This window comes from Paracoccus rhizosphaerae (assembly GCF_026162645.1).
Classification (GTDB): domain Bacteria; phylum Pseudomonadota; class Alphaproteobacteria; order Rhodobacterales; family Rhodobacteraceae; genus Paracoccus; species Paracoccus rhizosphaerae.
On sequence record NZ_JAOTBE010000037.1, the window covers coordinates 1 to 14851 of the forward strand.

Genomic DNA, 14851 nt, shown 5'->3' on the forward strand with positions numbered 1-14851 from the left:
CTGCGAAAAATGGCCCACCGAGGCCGGTTCCTTTATGAGGATTGTGACGCGCGGATCTCCATCTTGGCGGCGGCCTTTGTGCTGACATGCCGGATACGTTTGTGCAGACTGATCATGTCATCAGAAACTGCCGCTTGCAGACGGGGCGGCCATACGTTTTGGCACTTGCGGCAATGCCCCGCCGGAGCCATGCTGCTGCCTCATGAACATGCACGACATCAGCGAGGCGACCGAGATCACGCCTTCCGGCCGGATCGACCGCGCCGACCACGGGTGGCGTGCCAAATGCCTCCAGCGGCTGGTGCGGATGCAGCTTCCGGTGCCCCGCAGTTTCGCGATTTCTGCCGACACCGTCAGGATGATCGCCCAGGGGCGGCGGGTGCATCCCGATGCGCTGCGCGACGTCTTCGCTGGCAGCGGGCTGGTCAGCGTCCGCCCCTCGGCCGTGATGCCGGACTGGGGTGGGCCGGGAACGATTCTCAACGTCGGGATCAACGACTCGCTGCATGAACGGCTGGTCGGTCTGATCGGGCAGGACAATGCCGACGCGATCTATTTGGCCTTCGTGCAAAGCTATGCGACCCACATTGCCCGCCTTGACCCCGACATGTTCACGCAGGACGGCCCCAACGCACTGGCCGAGGCGCTGCGATGCTACCGGGACGAAATGGACGCCCCCTTCCCGCAGGACCCGGCCGAGCAGCTGGCCGAAGTCCTGCGCAGCATGGCACGCGCCTGGGACGGCCCCACCGCCCGTCTTCTGCGCCAGGCCAAGGGTGCGCCGCCGGATGCGCCGTTGGGACTGGTGGTGCAGGAAATGGCGCTGGCGCTGGGGCCGGGACTTTGCGGGTCCGGCACCATCCAGTTCATTGACCCGGTTACCGGCGCCCCGCGCGTCACCGGCCGTTTTCGGGGGCAGCATCACGGCGCCACTGTCGGAAGCGGGGCCGAGACGCTGTTTCTGACCAGCGACGAACGGGGCCCATCGCTGCAGGACACCGCCCCCGAAATCTTCGCCGATCTTGTCCGCTTCGGCATCGCTGCACGAGAGCGCCTGCGCGAGGAGATGCAGATCGAGTTCGTCGTGACCGAGGGCCGCATCTCGGTCATCGACGCCACGCGCGTGACGCGCAGCAGCCGGGCCAGCGTCAGGATCGCCGTCAGCCTGGCCCGCGACGGCGTCATCCCCCATGACGAGGCCCTCATGCGGGTCGAACCACGGGCCCTTGCCGATCTTCTGCACCACCAGGTTGATCCTCGCGTCCCGCGCAAGCTGATCGCCCGCGGCATCGATGCTAGTCCCGGCGCCGCCACCGGCCGGATCGTGTTCTCGGCCGCCGCCGCCCAGTCGGCTCATGCCCGGGGCGAGGCCTGCGTCCTGGTCCGGCGCGAGACGGTGCCCGAAGATATCCGCGGCATGCACGCCTCGGTCGCCGTCCTGACCGAGCGTGGCGGCACCACCAGCCACGCAGCCGTCATCGCGCGGGGGCTGGGGCTTCCCTGCATTGTCGGCGCGACTGGCCTTGCCATCGACGCCCGCGCCCGCACACTCCGCGCCGGCGACCAGCTGCTGCACGAGGGGGACGAGATCACGATCGACGGCAGCTCGGGCGAGGTGCTGGCCGGGGCCGCGACCCTTCTGCCGCCGGCGCTGGACGACGCCTTCACCCAGCTTCTGGACTGGGCGGCCGAGGCCGGCGGTCTTGATGTGCGCGCCAACGCCGACACGCCCGAGGATGCCATCACCGCCCGGCGCTTTCATGCCAAGGGCATCGGCCTTTGCCGCACCGAGCACATGTTCTTCGACGCCGAGCGCCTGCCCGCCATGCGCGAGATGATCTTTGCCGATAGCCCCGAGGACCGCCGCCTGTCGCTCGAGCGTATCCTGCCGATGCAGCGCAAGGACTTCACGCGCCTGTTCGAGATCATGGCTGGCCTGCCCGTCACCATCCGCCTGTTCGACCCACCCCTGCACGAATTTCTGCCCCACGATCGTGACGGCCTGCGCGAACTGGCGGAATCGCTCGATTTGCCCCTGTCCCACGTCACCCGCCGTGTCGAGGCGCTGACGGAATTCAATCCGATGCTGGGCATGCGCGGCGTTCGCCTGGGGATCACCGTCCCCGAAATCTATGACATGCAGGCCCGCGCCATCTTCGAGGCGACGGTCGAGGCGAGCCGCAAGGGCGATCCCGTCGTTCCCGAAATCATGATCCCCCTTGTCAGCGCCATGCGAGAGGTCGAGCTGGTCAAAACCCGCATCGACGCCGTCGCCGCCGCCGTCAGGAACGAGATGCGGGCCGATTTTACCTTCCGTCTGGGGGTCATGGTCGAAACGCCCCGCGCCGCGCTGCGCGCCGGCGACATCGCAGCCCACTCGGCCTTCCTGTCCTTTGGCACGAACGACCTGACGCAGATGACCTATGGCCTGTCGCGCGACGACGCCGGCCGCTTCATGGGCACCTATGTCGGACAGGGCGTCTATGCCGAGGATCCCTTCCACGTCCTCGACCAGGACGGCGTTGGAGAGTTGCTGCTGACCGGCGTCCGGCGGGCGCGGCAGCAGAAACCGTCCATCACCCTCAGCGTCTGCGGCGAACATGGCGGGAATCCTGAATCCATCGCTTTCTGTCACGCCGCCGACATCGACTATGTGTCATGTTCCCCCTTCAGGGTGCCCGTCGCCCGGCTTGCTGCTGCGCAATCCGCGATCAGGTCGCGCATGGCCTGTGATTCGGAATAAGCCGACAACCCCTGCTTGAAACCGATGCTGCCGTGCAGCATCACGGCGGCGTGATCGGCCGGAACTTGCCGGATCGGCGGAATTCGCGCGGCGGGAACTTGCCTCGTTTGGCCGGAAGTCGGCGATCCCGGCGTCTCACGGGGAAGTGGGATGGAACCCGCGATCCCTAAAACCTTAAGCATTTCTCTGACGCTGTTGCGCGCCGATCTGCTCTCGGCGCCTTGACCTTAACGCCCTTTCAACGGGCGAAGTTTATAGGACTGAACATGCCCATGCTGCTCGATCGGCTGGCGCACGCCTGTCTTTGTGCTGCCATCGCCACGCCTCTTATCGCCTCGGGTGCCGCCGCTGGGGGGAATGGTTCCCTCTTCTCGTCTGGTGGTGGTCTCTTCGGCACGGCCGCCGCGGCGAACACGCCGCGTCCCACGCCGCTGCTGTTCACCGACGCCGACCCGGTCGAGATCGAGATGACCGAGGACGCGCCGGTCGAGACGCTGCACCTGGCCAGCGCCCGCAACAGCTACAGTAAAGCCGATCTGCAGTGCCTGGCCGAGGCGCTCTACCACGAGGCGCGCGGCGAGGGCCGCCAAGGCCAGCAGGCCGTGGCTGAGGTGATCCTGAACCGCGTCGACAGCGGCGCCTTCCCCAGCACGGTCTGCGGCGTGATCAACCAGCCCAGCCAGTTCAGCTATACCATCGGTGGCGCCAAGCCGATCCGCAACAAGTCCGCCTTCCTGCGCGCCCGCGACATCGCGGCCGAGGCGCTGGCGGGCGCCCCTCGCCAGCTGACGGGCGGGGCGACTTACTTCCACACGCCGGCGGTCCGCCCCTCGTGGTCGCGCCGCTTCCAGAAGACGGTGCAGATCGGGCGCCACATCTTCTATCGCGGCAACCAGCGCGTGGCGTCCAACTGACGCGGCTGGGGCTTGCCCACAGCGGTGAATTGCGGTGAATGACGGATATGAAACATCCTGACCGCATCTTCCTGCGCGACCATGTCATCTCTGCCGAGATTGGCGCCTTCCAGTCCGAACGCGGTCTGGACCAGCGCCTGCGCTTCAACGTCACCGTCGACCTGAAAGAGACGGTCGCCGGCAGCGACGATCACGTCGACAACATCCTGTCCTATGACGTCCTGACCCAGGCCGTATCCACCGCGTTGGCGGACCAGCGCTACAATTTGGTCGAAACACTGGCCGAGAAGATCGCGGCCGAGGTCCTGGCGCACCCGCGCGCCGCCAGCGTAGCCGTCACGGTCGAGAAGCTGGATCGCGGGCCGGGCGCGCTTGGCGTGTCCATCACCCGCGATGCGGGGCGGGTGCCTGTCAAAACCGCCGCGCCGCATGTCTGCGTAAAGGTCTGGGATGCCGCCACCGCCTTGCCCGTAGGCGCCGTGGTGCTGGTGCCGCCTGCGCCCGATCTTCCGCTGCCCCCGGCACGCAATGCCCGGCGGGTCAAGCTTCTGGCACTGGATCAGTCGGCCTGGGCGCTTGCAGGTGAACTGGCGCTGGAAGTCGCCGAGACGAGGACCGAGATCGACGCGTCGATCCAGCAGCGGCAGTCCGTGGTCTGGGCACCGTCACGGCTTGCAGTGGACGATCCGGCCGCAGGGGACGCCCCGGACCAGCTTGCGGTTTGGCTGACTGGGCGGCTTGGTGCGCGCCCGGACACCCATTGACGGGCGCATCGATGCCGGATGACCGCGTCTACTACCGCCCCATCCCCCAGGCCGAAGGCGGGCGTTGGCGCCTTGCCGGCGGCTGGACGGGCTTTTCCTGTTTCGAGCGCCTGCAGCGGGGCCATGAGCCGGTCGTGACCGACACCGCACCGGCAGAGATCATCGACAAGCTGACCTCGGCCCGCACGCCGGTGATGGACCTGCCGCTGGACCGCCCGCGCCTGATGGGGATCGTCAATGCGACGCCCGACAGCTTTTCTGACGGCGGACAATACGACCCCCTGCAGCAGGCCCGGTCGCTCATATCCGCAGGTGCGGACATTCTGGACATCGGCGGCGAATCGACCCGTCCCGGCGCAGCCGAGGTGCCTGATGCCGAGGAGATTGCCCGCGTCGTGCCGGTGATCGAGGGGTTGGCCAGGAGTGCCCCGATTTCGATCGACACCCGCAAGGCGGCCGTGGCCAAGGCTGCGCTTGCCGCCGGTGCGGGGCTGGTGAACGACGTCTCGGGGTTCGACTTCGACCCGCAACTGGCGCCTTTGGTGGCGCAGGCGCAGGTTCCGGTCTGCCTGATGCACGCGCAGGGCCTGCCGGCGACGATGCAGCAGGACCCGCGCTACGACGACGTCCTTCTGGATGTCTATGACGCGCTTGAAGATCGCGTGGCGGGGGCGGTCGCAGCGGGAATCCACAAGGACAGGATCGTAATCGATCCGGGAATCGGATTTGGCAAGACGCAGGCGCATAACCTGGCGATTTTGCGCCGGATTTCATTGTTTCACGGTGTGGGCTGCGCGGTCCTTCTGGGCATTTCGCGGAAGCGCTTTATCGGCGACATTGGCGGCGCGGCCTCGCCCGCCGACCGGATTCCGGGCACGCTGGCGCTGACGGTCGCCGCAGCGGCGCAGGGCATCCAGATCCACCGCGTCCACGACGTCGCGGAACATGCACAGGGGCTGCGCCTTATCGCTGCCCTCAATGATAACGAGAAGGCAGTGACATGAGCAGGAAGCTTTTCGGAACCGACGGCGTGCGCGGGCGCGCGAACAGCCACCCCATGACGGCCGAGATGGCCTTGCGTCTTGGCGCGGCGGCGGGCCGGTACTTTCGCCGCGACGGCCGCAACCGCCATCGGGTTGTGATCGGCAAGGACACCCGGCTCTCGGGCTACATGTTGGAAAACGCGCTGACGGCAGGGCTGACGAGTACAGGCATGAACGTCCTGCTGCTGGGACCGGTGCCGACGCCGGCGGTGGGATACCTGACGCGGTCGATGCGCGCCGACCTGGGCATCATGATCTCGGCCAGCCACAACCCGGCCGAGGACAACGGCATCAAGTTCTTTGGCCCCGATGGCTTCAAGCTGTCCGACGAGGCCGAGACCGAGATCGAGGACATCGTCGCCAGCGAGATCGAGCCCGCACAGCCCTCGAACATCGGCCGTGCCAAGCGTATCGACGACGGCAGCGGTCGCTATATCGAATATGCCAAGACGACCCTGCCCTCGAAGCTGCGGCTGGACGGGCTGAAGGTGGTCATCGACTGCGCCCATGGCGCCGCCTATCGCGCCGCACCGGATGTCCTGTGGGAACTGGGCGCCGAGGTCGTCCCGCTTGGGGTGAAACCCGACGGCTTCAACATCAACGACGGCGTCGGCAGCACGCACCCCCAGGCTTGTGCGGCCGCCGTGCGTGAACATGGCGCGCATCTGGGCATCAGCCTCGACGGCGATGCCGACCGTGTCGTGATCGTCGACGAGACCGGCCGTGTGGCCGATGGCGACCAGATCATGGCGCTACTGGCCGTTCGCTGGGCGGAACAGGGCCGGCTGGCGGGCGGTGCGCTGGTGGCGACGGTGATGTCCAACCTGGGCCTTGAACATTTCCTCGGCGGGCGCGGCCTGCGGCTCGAACGCACCAAGGTCGGCGACCGCTATGTGGTCGAGCGGATGCGCGAGGGCGGCTTCAACCTGGGTGGTGAACAGTCGGGCCATATCGTGATGACCGACTATGCCACGACAGGCGACGGGCTGGTGGCGGCGATGCAGGTCCTGGGTGCGATGGCCGAAACCGGGCGCACCGCCAGCGAACTTGTGACCCAGTTCGACCCGGTGCCGCAGATGCTGAAGAACGTCCGCTATGCCCCCGGCGCCGATCCGCTGTCACAGGACGATGTCCGCCGCGTGATCGCCCATGCCGAGGCGCGCCTGGCCGGCCACGGCCGCGTCCTGATCCGCAAGTCCGGCACCGAGCCCCTGATCCGCGTCATGGCCGAGGCCGAGGACGAGACCGTCCTAGCGCAGGTCGTCGACGACATCGTGGCTGCCGTGGAGCACGCCGTCTAGCGCGGGCCCTCGGCCACGGGATCGTGGTCGTAAAGCCAGTCGAAGCGTCCGGGCATGAATCCGGGCGCCACGCGACCAACGACCCGCAGCGCCGCATGCCCCAGAAGGCGCCTGCCCCCCTGCAGGTGATAGTTCCGCGCGTTCGCGCTTGCCGCATCGACGATCCGGCGTGTGCGCGGCTGCCTCAGCGACTGGTAACGTCGCAGCGCGGCGCCCTGATCCGCATCGGCGTCCAGACAGGCAGCCAGAACCCAGGCATCCTCGATCGCCATGCCAGCACCCTGCGCCAGGAATGGCAGCGTCGGATGCGCGGCGTCGCCCAGCAGGACCAGTCGGTCGTCGTGCCAGCGTGACGCAACATCGTGCCTGAACAGCCCCCACAGATGGACCTGCCGCACCGCGGCCAGCCATTCGGGTACCGGGCCGCCGAAGGCTGCGAAGGACGTCCGCAGGTCGGCGGGATCGCCGGGATGGGACCAGCCTTCTTCCTGCCAGTCGCGGCGCTCCTCGACGGCCACGATATTGCGCAGGCCGCCCGCCAGAGGATAGCTGACGAGGTGACGCCCCGGCCCCATGAAGACCTGCGCTTCGGGAATGGCGGTGCCTGTGATCGGGATCAGGGCCCGCCATGCGGTCTGGCCGGTGAAGAACGGAACCTCGCGCCCGTTCAGTTCTGCCCGGAGACGACTTTTCAGGCCGTCTGCGGCCACGACCAGCGGCGCATCTGGGACCGTGTCGACGTCCTGGCCGAGGCGCAGGATGACACCCGCGTCGGCCGCAGCCTGGGCCAGAAGCGTAATTAGGCGCGCGCGATGGATCAGAAGAAAGCGCGCCTGCGGTCGGTGGGCGACAAGGTCCATCCGCAGGACGCGGCGGCCCCTGTGATCGTTCAGCTGCACGGCCTCTGTCCGCAAGGACGCAGCGTCCAGCGCCGCAGCCAAGCCTAGGGCATCCAGCACCCGCACGGCATTCGCTGACAGCTGGATGCCGGCCCCAACCTCGGTCAGCGCAGGCGCCTTTTCGATGACGGTAACGCGCGCGCCCCTGCGGGCCAGGGCCAGCGCCGCCGTCAGGCCGCCGATCCCGGCACCAACGACGGTCGCCGAACGATCCGAAAGGAAACCCATCGTCACCTCCGGCAGGGCGAGCCTGCCAGCGAAACCTCAGTCGTCGCGGTGGACCCGCTCCTTGCGCTCGTGACGCTCCTGCGCCTCCAGCGTCATGGTCGCGATGGGGCGCGCGTCCAGGCGGCGCAGGCTGATCGGCTCTCCGGTCATCTCGCAATAGCCGTATTCGCCCGTCTCGATCCGGCGCAGGGCCGCGTCGATCTTGCTGACCAGCTTGCGCTGGCGGTCGCGGGTGCGAAGTTCAAGGGCGCGGTCGGTTTCCTCGCTGGCGCGGTCCGCCAGGTCAGGGACGGCGCGGGCGCTGTCCTGCAGGCCCTCCAGCGTCTCGGCCGACTGATCCAGCAGCTCCTGTTTCCAGGCTTCCAGTTTCCGTCTGAAATATTCAAGCTGACGGTCGTTCATGAAGGGCTCGTCCTCGGCGGGACGATAATCCTGTGGCAGGAAGGTCTGGGCTTTCATACATCCTCCGGCGGCGCCGGGCGGAGCAAAATTACCGGCACCTTGCGCGCCCCCATAAAGTATGACGCCCGTCTTGTCACTAGGATTGAAGGTGCTCATCATGCGTAATCTGCAATGTGATGTCTTCCCGCGCCAAGCGGTTCTTCGAAAAGGAGAGTTTACATGGAGTTTTCCGGCACCGACCGCTATGTCGCGCCACCGGACCTGGCCATGGCCGTCAACGCGGCCGTGACCCTGGAACGCCCGCTTCTGGTCAAGGGAGAGCCGGGGACCGGCAAGACCGAACTGGCCCGGCAGGTGGCCGCCAGCCTGGGAATGCCCATCATCGAATGGCACGTGAAATCCACGACGAAGGCGCAGCAGGGGCTTTATGAATACGACGCCGTCAGCCGCCTGCGCGACAGCCAGCTGGGCGACGAACGCGTCCACGACGTCGCCAACTACATCCGCAAGGGCAAGCTGTGGCAGGCGTTCGAGGCGCCGTCCCGCACGGTCTTGCTGATCGACGAGGTCGACAAGGCCGATATCGAGTTTCCGAACGACCTGCTGCAGGAACTCGACCGGATGGAGTTCCACGTCTACGAGACCGGCCAGACCGTCAGCGCCACACACCGTCCCGTGGTCATCATCACCTCCAACAACGAGAAAGAGCTGCCCGACGCCTTCCTGCGCCGCTGCTTCTTCCACTATATCCGTTTCCCGGACGCCGAGACGCTGAAGGCCATCGTCGAGGTGCATTATCCCGGCCTGAAGCCCGCCCTGCTGGATGCCGCCCTGTCGCAGTTCGTGGACCTTCGCGAGGTGCCGGGGCTGAAGAAGAAGCCGTCGACAAGCGAGTTCCTCGACTGGCTCAAGCTGATCCTGGCCGAGGATCTGGCCCCCGAGGATCTGAAGCGCGATCCCGCCACGATGCTGCCGCGCCTGCACGGCGCGCTGCTGAAGAACGAACAGGACGTGGCGCTGTTCGAAAAACTGGCCTTCATGGCGCGGCGGCAGGCACGCTGACGTTGGACGGCCGGCGGGCCACAGCTAAGGTGGCCGTGACATCAGGGGAGGATGACATGACCCAGGACCACGGCTTCGACACGCTGGCGATCCATGCCGGCGCCGCGGCCGATCCCGCCACCGGCGCGCGGCAGGTGCCGATCTATCAGACGACGGCATATGCCTTTCGCGACGCCGAACACGCCGCGCGGCTTTTCAACCTGCAAGAGGTCGGCTTCATTTATTCGCGGCTGACGAACCCGACGGTTGCGGCGCTGCAGTCCCGCATCGCCGCGCTGGAAGGTGGCGCCGGGGCGGTCTGCTGTTCGTCCGGGCATGCCGCGCAGATCATGGCGCTGTTTTCGCTGATGGAACCGGGGCGCAACATCGTGGCCTCGACCCGGCTCTATGGCGGGACCATCACGCAGTTCAGCCACACGATCCGCCGCTTTGGGTGGAGCGCGCGGTTCGTCGATATCGACGACGCTGATGCGCTGCGGGCAGCCATCGACGGCGACACGCGCGCGATCTTCTGCGAATCGATTGGCAACCCGGGCGGCCATGTGACCGATATCTCTGCCGTGGCCGCCGTCGCGGACGCGGCGGGCATTCCGCTGATCGTAGATAACACGCTGGCCACCCCTTACCTCTGCCGCCCCATCGAGATGGGGGCCACGCTGGTCGTGCACAGCCTGACAAAATACATGACGGGCAACGGGACAGTGACCGGCGGCGTGGTCGTGGACAGCGGCCGCTTCGACTGGTCGGCCAGCGACAAGTTCCCCAGCCTGTCCGCCCCAGAACCCGCCTATCACGGGCTGAAGTTCCACGAGACCTTCGGCGCCCTCGCCTTCACCTTCCACGGCATCGCCATCGGGCTGCGCGACCTGGGGATGACGATGAACCCGCAGGGGGCGCATTACACGCTGATGGGCATCGAGACCCTGGCCCTGCGGATGGAGCGTCACGTCGCCAACGCCCAGATGGTTGCGGAATGGCTGCAGGCCGATCCGCGCGTCGATGGGGTGACCTATGCCGGGCTAAAGACCTCGCCCTCGAACGCGACGGCGCAGCGATGCTATCCCAAGGGGGCGGGGGCGCTCTTCACCTTCGCGATCAAGGGCGGTTATGCCGCGGCGGTCAAGCTGGTCGACGCGCTGCAGCTGTTCAGCCATGTTGCAAACCTGGGCGACGCGCGGTCGCTGGTGATCCATTCCGCCTCGACCACCCACCGCCAGCTGACCGAGGATCAGCAGCGCGCAGCCGGCGCCGGTCCCGAGGTCGTGCGCCTTTCAATCGGCATCGAGGATCCTGACGACCTGATCGCCGACCTCGACCAGGCATTGGCCAAGGCGACCGCCTGAGGCGTGCTGACCGGGGAAGCCCCCGGCCAGGCCGATCAGTTCGCTGGCGCGTCCGGCAGCGGCTTTTCGATGCCGGGAACAATCGGCTCGTCAGGGGCCGGGGCACCGTCGCCCGGCATCGGCGGGACCACCTCGGCGGCGTCATCGTCCCGAGCAGGACGATCCCCATCGCGGCCCGGCCCGTGATGATCATCAGCGGGACCGTGCCCTGCCTTGCCGCGCCCGCCCTTGCCGTGGCCGTGCGGCTTGCCGCCGTGCATCGGTGCGCAGGCGGCATCGCCGGTCAGGCCGTATTCGATCTCGACCTGTGACGACATCTCGACCTGGCCGGGCTGCACGGGCACCGATTCCGCCATCGTGGCGTCCATGCGCATCATCGGGCGCGGGCCGCCGCCGACCGTCGGGAGGTCGCGCAACGCAATGATCGGGCCCAGGGTCACGCCGGCCGCCTCGGCCAACACCTCGGCCTTGCGCCGCGCATCCGCGACCGCGTCCTGCCGCGCCTGGTCCAGCGCCTCGGCCCCCTCCTCGCGGCTGAAGGTGATGCCGTTGATCTCGTTTGCGCCGGCCGCGACAATGGCATCCAGAACCTCGCCCGTGCGCGCCAGGTCGGTCACGCGCACGCTGACAATGTTGCTGGCCTGATAGCCACTCACCTCCGGGGCCTGGTTCTCAGGGTAGTTCATCAGTGGGTTCAGGGTCAGCCCCGAGGTCTGGATCTGCGCCTCGTCGATGCCGGCGCCGCGCAACGCCTCGATCACGGCCGTCTGCTGTTCGGAATTGAGGCGCATCGCCTCGGCTGCGCTGTCGGCCTGCGTGGTGACGCCCAGCTGCACCGTCGCCATGTCGGGCGCGACGCGGGACTGGCCCTGGCCGCTGACCGTCAGTCGGGACGGTCCGGCCATTCCGCAGGATTGGGCAGCCGCCGCAACCGGCGCAGCGGCAAATGCGGCGACGGCTCCGGCAAGGGCCGCGCGGCGGACACGGGCGGTGGTGAAGATCGGTCGCATCAAGGATCCTTTCTGATTGCGCAATCGCTGCTGGATTGATGCCCCGCCGGCCGCGGCCTGCCTAGCCCCGGCCGTGGCGATTCCGATCACAGATGTGGCAGTTCTTCTTTCAACGATCCACAATTTGAGGTAGAGAACGATTGAGGACAACGACATCGCGCGCAACGACCGCACGGTGCAGATCGAGCAACGAAAACATATGAATCAGCACGCCGCGCCCCCCGAATTCGCCATGAGCTTCACGCAAGAGGCCGTGCAGCTTGAATACCGGGACGGCCCGGGTTGGCATGTGCTTGGACAGGCGCCCTTTTCCGGGCGCGACATCGCGGGGGCGCTGCATGCGCTGCGCCGCCAGTCCGGTACCGAGGTGAAAGAGCCTGACACCATCCTGGTGATTCCGGACGACCAGATCCTCTACACCGTGCTCACCGTGCCCTTCGGGTCGGACACGGCCGCGACAATCGCCAGGGCGCTCGAGTCCTCGACCCCCTACGGGGCCGACGATCTGGCCTTCGACTGGTGTCCCGCGGCCAATGGCGACATCGAGACGCTGCGCGTCGCCGCGGTCGCGCGCCGGACGCTGGAGGAGGCCGAGGAATTCGCACGCGCACAGGGGTTTCACCCGTCTGGCTTCACGGCCCGGCCCGGTGACGACCGCTTCGACGGCCAGCCCGACTTCGGGCCGTCCCGGCTGGCGCGGGACCAGTATGGCCGCCGCCCCTTCACCACGCCCGAACTGACGCAGGCGCGCGTCACCGCACCGCAGATCGAGGTCGAGCAGGCCCCGCAACCCGCCGCGCCGATGCCTGTCGTCGTGTCGCGGATCATCCCCCATGTCGTTGTGGAGGAACCTCGCCTGCGGACCGCGGATGAGGCGGCGGTCGGCTCGGCGGTGATCCGCCACGGCCAGCCACTTATGGCCCGGCGTCTGCCGCCGAGGGCCGAGGCGGTCCACAAGCGAGCCGCAGCTGCGCGGGCTGAGCGCGATCAGGCCGCGCCGGCCGAAGGCACGGCGCGACGCAGCCTGACAGCCCGGCTGCGCGGCCTGGATCCGGCGCGGCTGCCCGTGATGGTCGCGGCGCTGGCCCTGGTGCTGGTCGCCGCCTTGATCTTCTTCGGCCGCCCGACCCCTGAACCGGTCGCCATGTCGGAACCCAGCCCGACCAAACAGGTCGCCCCTCCCCCGGTTGCGGAACGGAAGGCCGCAACTCAAGTGCCTGCGGATGATGACGCCCTCAGCCGCGCCATGGCCGAGGCCATCAGCGCGCCCATGGAATCCGCTTCAACGCCTGCAGCGGAGCCGACAGCCGTGGACCCCGCGCCCTCTGCCCAAGCAGCCGAGGCCGTGCTGGCCGATGCCGCCCCCGCACCATTCGAAAGTGCCGCAGAGGTTACCGCATCAGCGGAAGATGCCGAGGCTTTGGAGGCATTGACCCCGCCAGAGACGGCAGTTGCCGCACGTGGCAGCGCCTCTGCCGCGCCAGCAACTGAAACGGCAGAGGCCGAGACACCTGCGGCCACGGTCGCAACGGCACCCCCTGCCGCCGCACCCGAACCTGCGGCGCCTGATACGGGAACCGAAGCGACTTCTGCCGCGTCGGCCGGGCTGGCTGCATCTGAACCGCGTTTGGCCGAAGACACGCCGGCTGCAGCAGCGACCGGCCCCTCTGCCGAAGGCGCTCAGACCTCCGCCAGTATGGTGCCAGCGTCGCGCCTTTCGACTTCTCAGCGTCCTCCGCGCACGACGCCGGCATCCGCCAGCGCCCCTGCGGCGCCCGACAGCCGGCCCCAGGTCCCTGCGAACCCGTCGCCTTACGATGCAAGTACCCCGGCGCAACCTGCGCCCCTGTCGGGTCTGCGCCCGCCGCCGCGACCGGCAGTCCCTGCCGCGCCTACCCCTGCACCGGCTGCTTCTCCGGCCGCCTCCGCTCCGGCCGCCGCTCCAGCGCAGGCGCCCTTGGCGGTACGTCCCCCCAGCCCAAGCCCGCGCTTGTCTACGCCGGCAGAAGTGCAGCCCGTGCCGCCAGCGGGCACCGATTCCGCCCGGCCGCCGTCGAAGCCCGCCGACCTCTCGCAGCTTGAGGAAGGCAGCGCGCCCGAGGAGGACGCCCCCCGCCAGCTGACCGCCTCCGAAAAGGCGCTGATCCGCCAGCAGCTGCGCGATCTTCGGACTGCGCAGGCAGGGGCCGCGCCGCTGTCACGCGAGGAGAGTGGCCTGGTCTTCCGGCTGGCGGATGCGCGGCCGACGCGCAAGCCGATCTCGCTGCGCGAGACGTCGCAGCGGGCCGTCGAAGCGGCTGTCTCTGACGCCACGTCATCGCCCCGGCCTGCGTCCCGCGCCAGCACCGCGGGCGTGGTCCCTGCCCCCCAGGCTTCGTCCGGCATCGGCAGCTCTGATCGTCCGCGCAGCAAGCCCGGAGGCGCCCGTGGCACATCCGCCGATGCGGTCGAGGCGGCGATCGCCTCGGCCATCGAACAAAGCCCGCCCTCGCCCGGCGCCGTCGCCCTGACGGCCCTGACCTCGTCGGCGCTTCCGCCGCGCCGCGCGGCGGGTGCGGCAGTCAACACCATGGTCGCAGCGGCGGCACCCGTCGCGGCCGCAGCACCGTCGTCGGCCGACCTTCGTGCCGCCGCGGAAGCCCAGGCCGCCGAGGCGGCACGTGCCGAGCAGCTGCGCCAGGATGCCGAACTCCAGGCACAGGCGGAAGCGCGCGCCCGAACACAGGCCGCCGCCGATGCCCGGGCCGAGGCCCAGGCCCGCGCCGCCGCAGAAGCCCGCGCGCGCGCCCAGGCCGAGGCCGAGGCCCGCGCCGCCGCCGCCCGCAACCAGAGCTATCGCCCCCCAGAAGTCGATAACGAACCCGATGTCGTCGCCGCCGTTCCGCAGAACGCAGTCGGAAACGCCGCCGCCAGTGCGACCGTCAAGGACGGCATCCAGCTGAAAAGCACGCAGATCATCGGCACCATCGGCGCCGGCCAAGCCAGCCGCGCGCTGGTGCGCTTGTCGAATGGCCGGGTGGTGACGCTGCGGCTTGGCGACCGCATCAACGGCGGGACAATCACCGGCATCGGCGACAGCCGCATCACCTATCGCAAGGGAAACCAAGCCCACGCTCTGGGCGTCCTGAACGGGCAGTGACGG

General features: G+C 68.3%; 11 protein-coding genes. 8 read left to right on the forward strand and 3 right to left on the reverse strand.

Going from position 1 to position 14851, the window contains the following annotated elements:
* The first annotated feature begins 202 nt into the window (after positions 1 to 202).
* The 5 genes from OC184_RS12895 to glmM all read left to right on the forward strand — a co-directional run bounded on the left by OC184_RS12895 (position 203) and on the right by glmM (position 6765).
* Positions 203 to 2743 carry a putative PEP-binding protein gene (locus OC184_RS12895; protein WP_378926657.1) on the forward strand — a complete coding sequence of 847 codons (2541 nt, stop codon included), beginning with the start codon at positions 203 to 205 and terminating at the stop codon, positions 2741 to 2743.
* A 266-nt stretch (positions 2744 to 3009) separates the two neighbouring features.
* On the forward strand, positions 3010 to 3657 hold the full coding sequence (locus OC184_RS12900) for a cell wall hydrolase (protein WP_265507592.1): 648 nt from the start codon (positions 3010 to 3012) through the stop codon (positions 3655 to 3657).
* Between the two features lie 47 nt (positions 3658 to 3704).
* Positions 3705 to 4421 carry a dihydroneopterin aldolase gene (locus OC184_RS12905; RefSeq protein WP_265507593.1) on the forward strand — a complete coding sequence of 239 codons (717 nt, stop codon included), beginning with the start codon at positions 3705 to 3707 and terminating at the stop codon, positions 4419 to 4421.
* 11 nt (positions 4422 to 4432) lie between these two features.
* A complete protein-coding gene (folP, locus tag OC184_RS12910) occupies positions 4433 to 5425 on the forward strand; it encodes a dihydropteroate synthase (RefSeq protein WP_265507594.1) in 993 nt (330 codons plus the stop codon).
* The gene (gene glmM / locus OC184_RS12915) at positions 5422 to 6765 is read left to right on the forward strand and encodes a phosphoglucosamine mutase (protein WP_265507595.1); all 1344 of its coding nucleotides are present in this window, start codon (positions 5422 to 5424) and stop codon (positions 6763 to 6765) included. Before folP ends, glmM begins: the two co-directional genes overlap by 4 nt.
* Here the strand turns inward: glmM and OC184_RS12920 are convergent.
* Complete coding sequence (locus tag OC184_RS12920) at positions 6762 to 7892, reverse strand: FAD-dependent oxidoreductase (RefSeq protein ID WP_265507596.1); 1131 nt, start codon at positions 7890 to 7892, stop codon at positions 6762 to 6764. The two genes, glmM and OC184_RS12920, sit on opposite strands and share 4 nt — an antisense overlap.
* Before the next feature lie 36 nt (positions 7893 to 7928).
* The gene (gene dksA / locus OC184_RS12925) at positions 7929 to 8351 is read right to left on the reverse strand and encodes an RNA polymerase-binding protein DksA (protein WP_265507597.1); all 423 of its coding nucleotides are present in this window, start codon (positions 8349 to 8351) and stop codon (positions 7929 to 7931) included.
* Between the two features lie 162 nt (positions 8352 to 8513).
* Between dksA and OC184_RS12930 the strand changes: the two genes are divergently transcribed.
* Both OC184_RS12930 and OC184_RS12935 read left to right on the forward strand, forming a co-directional pair.
* The gene (locus OC184_RS12930; RefSeq protein WP_265507598.1) at positions 8514 to 9356 is read left to right on the forward strand and encodes an AAA family ATPase; all 843 of its coding nucleotides are present in this window, start codon (positions 8514 to 8516) and stop codon (positions 9354 to 9356) included.
* A 56-nt stretch (positions 9357 to 9412) separates the two neighbouring features.
* The gene (locus tag OC184_RS12935) at positions 9413 to 10699 is read left to right on the forward strand and encodes an O-acetylhomoserine aminocarboxypropyltransferase/cysteine synthase family protein (protein WP_265507599.1); all 1287 of its coding nucleotides are present in this window, start codon (positions 9413 to 9415) and stop codon (positions 10697 to 10699) included.
* 35 nt (positions 10700 to 10734) lie between these two features.
* On the opposite strand, the gene OC184_RS12940 is transcribed toward OC184_RS12935, so the two are convergent.
* Positions 10735 to 11709, reverse strand: a complete 975-nt coding sequence (locus OC184_RS12940) for an SIMPL domain-containing protein (protein WP_265507600.1) — start codon at positions 11707 to 11709, stop codon at positions 10735 to 10737.
* A gap of 199 nt (positions 11710 to 11908) precedes the next feature.
* Here OC184_RS12940 and OC184_RS12945 point away from each other — a divergent pair, with 199 nt between their 5' ends.
* A complete protein-coding gene (locus OC184_RS12945; RefSeq protein WP_265507601.1) occupies positions 11909 to 14848 on the forward strand; it encodes a hypothetical protein in 2940 nt (979 codons plus the stop codon).
* The last annotated feature ends 3 nt before the right edge of the window (positions 14849 to 14851 follow it).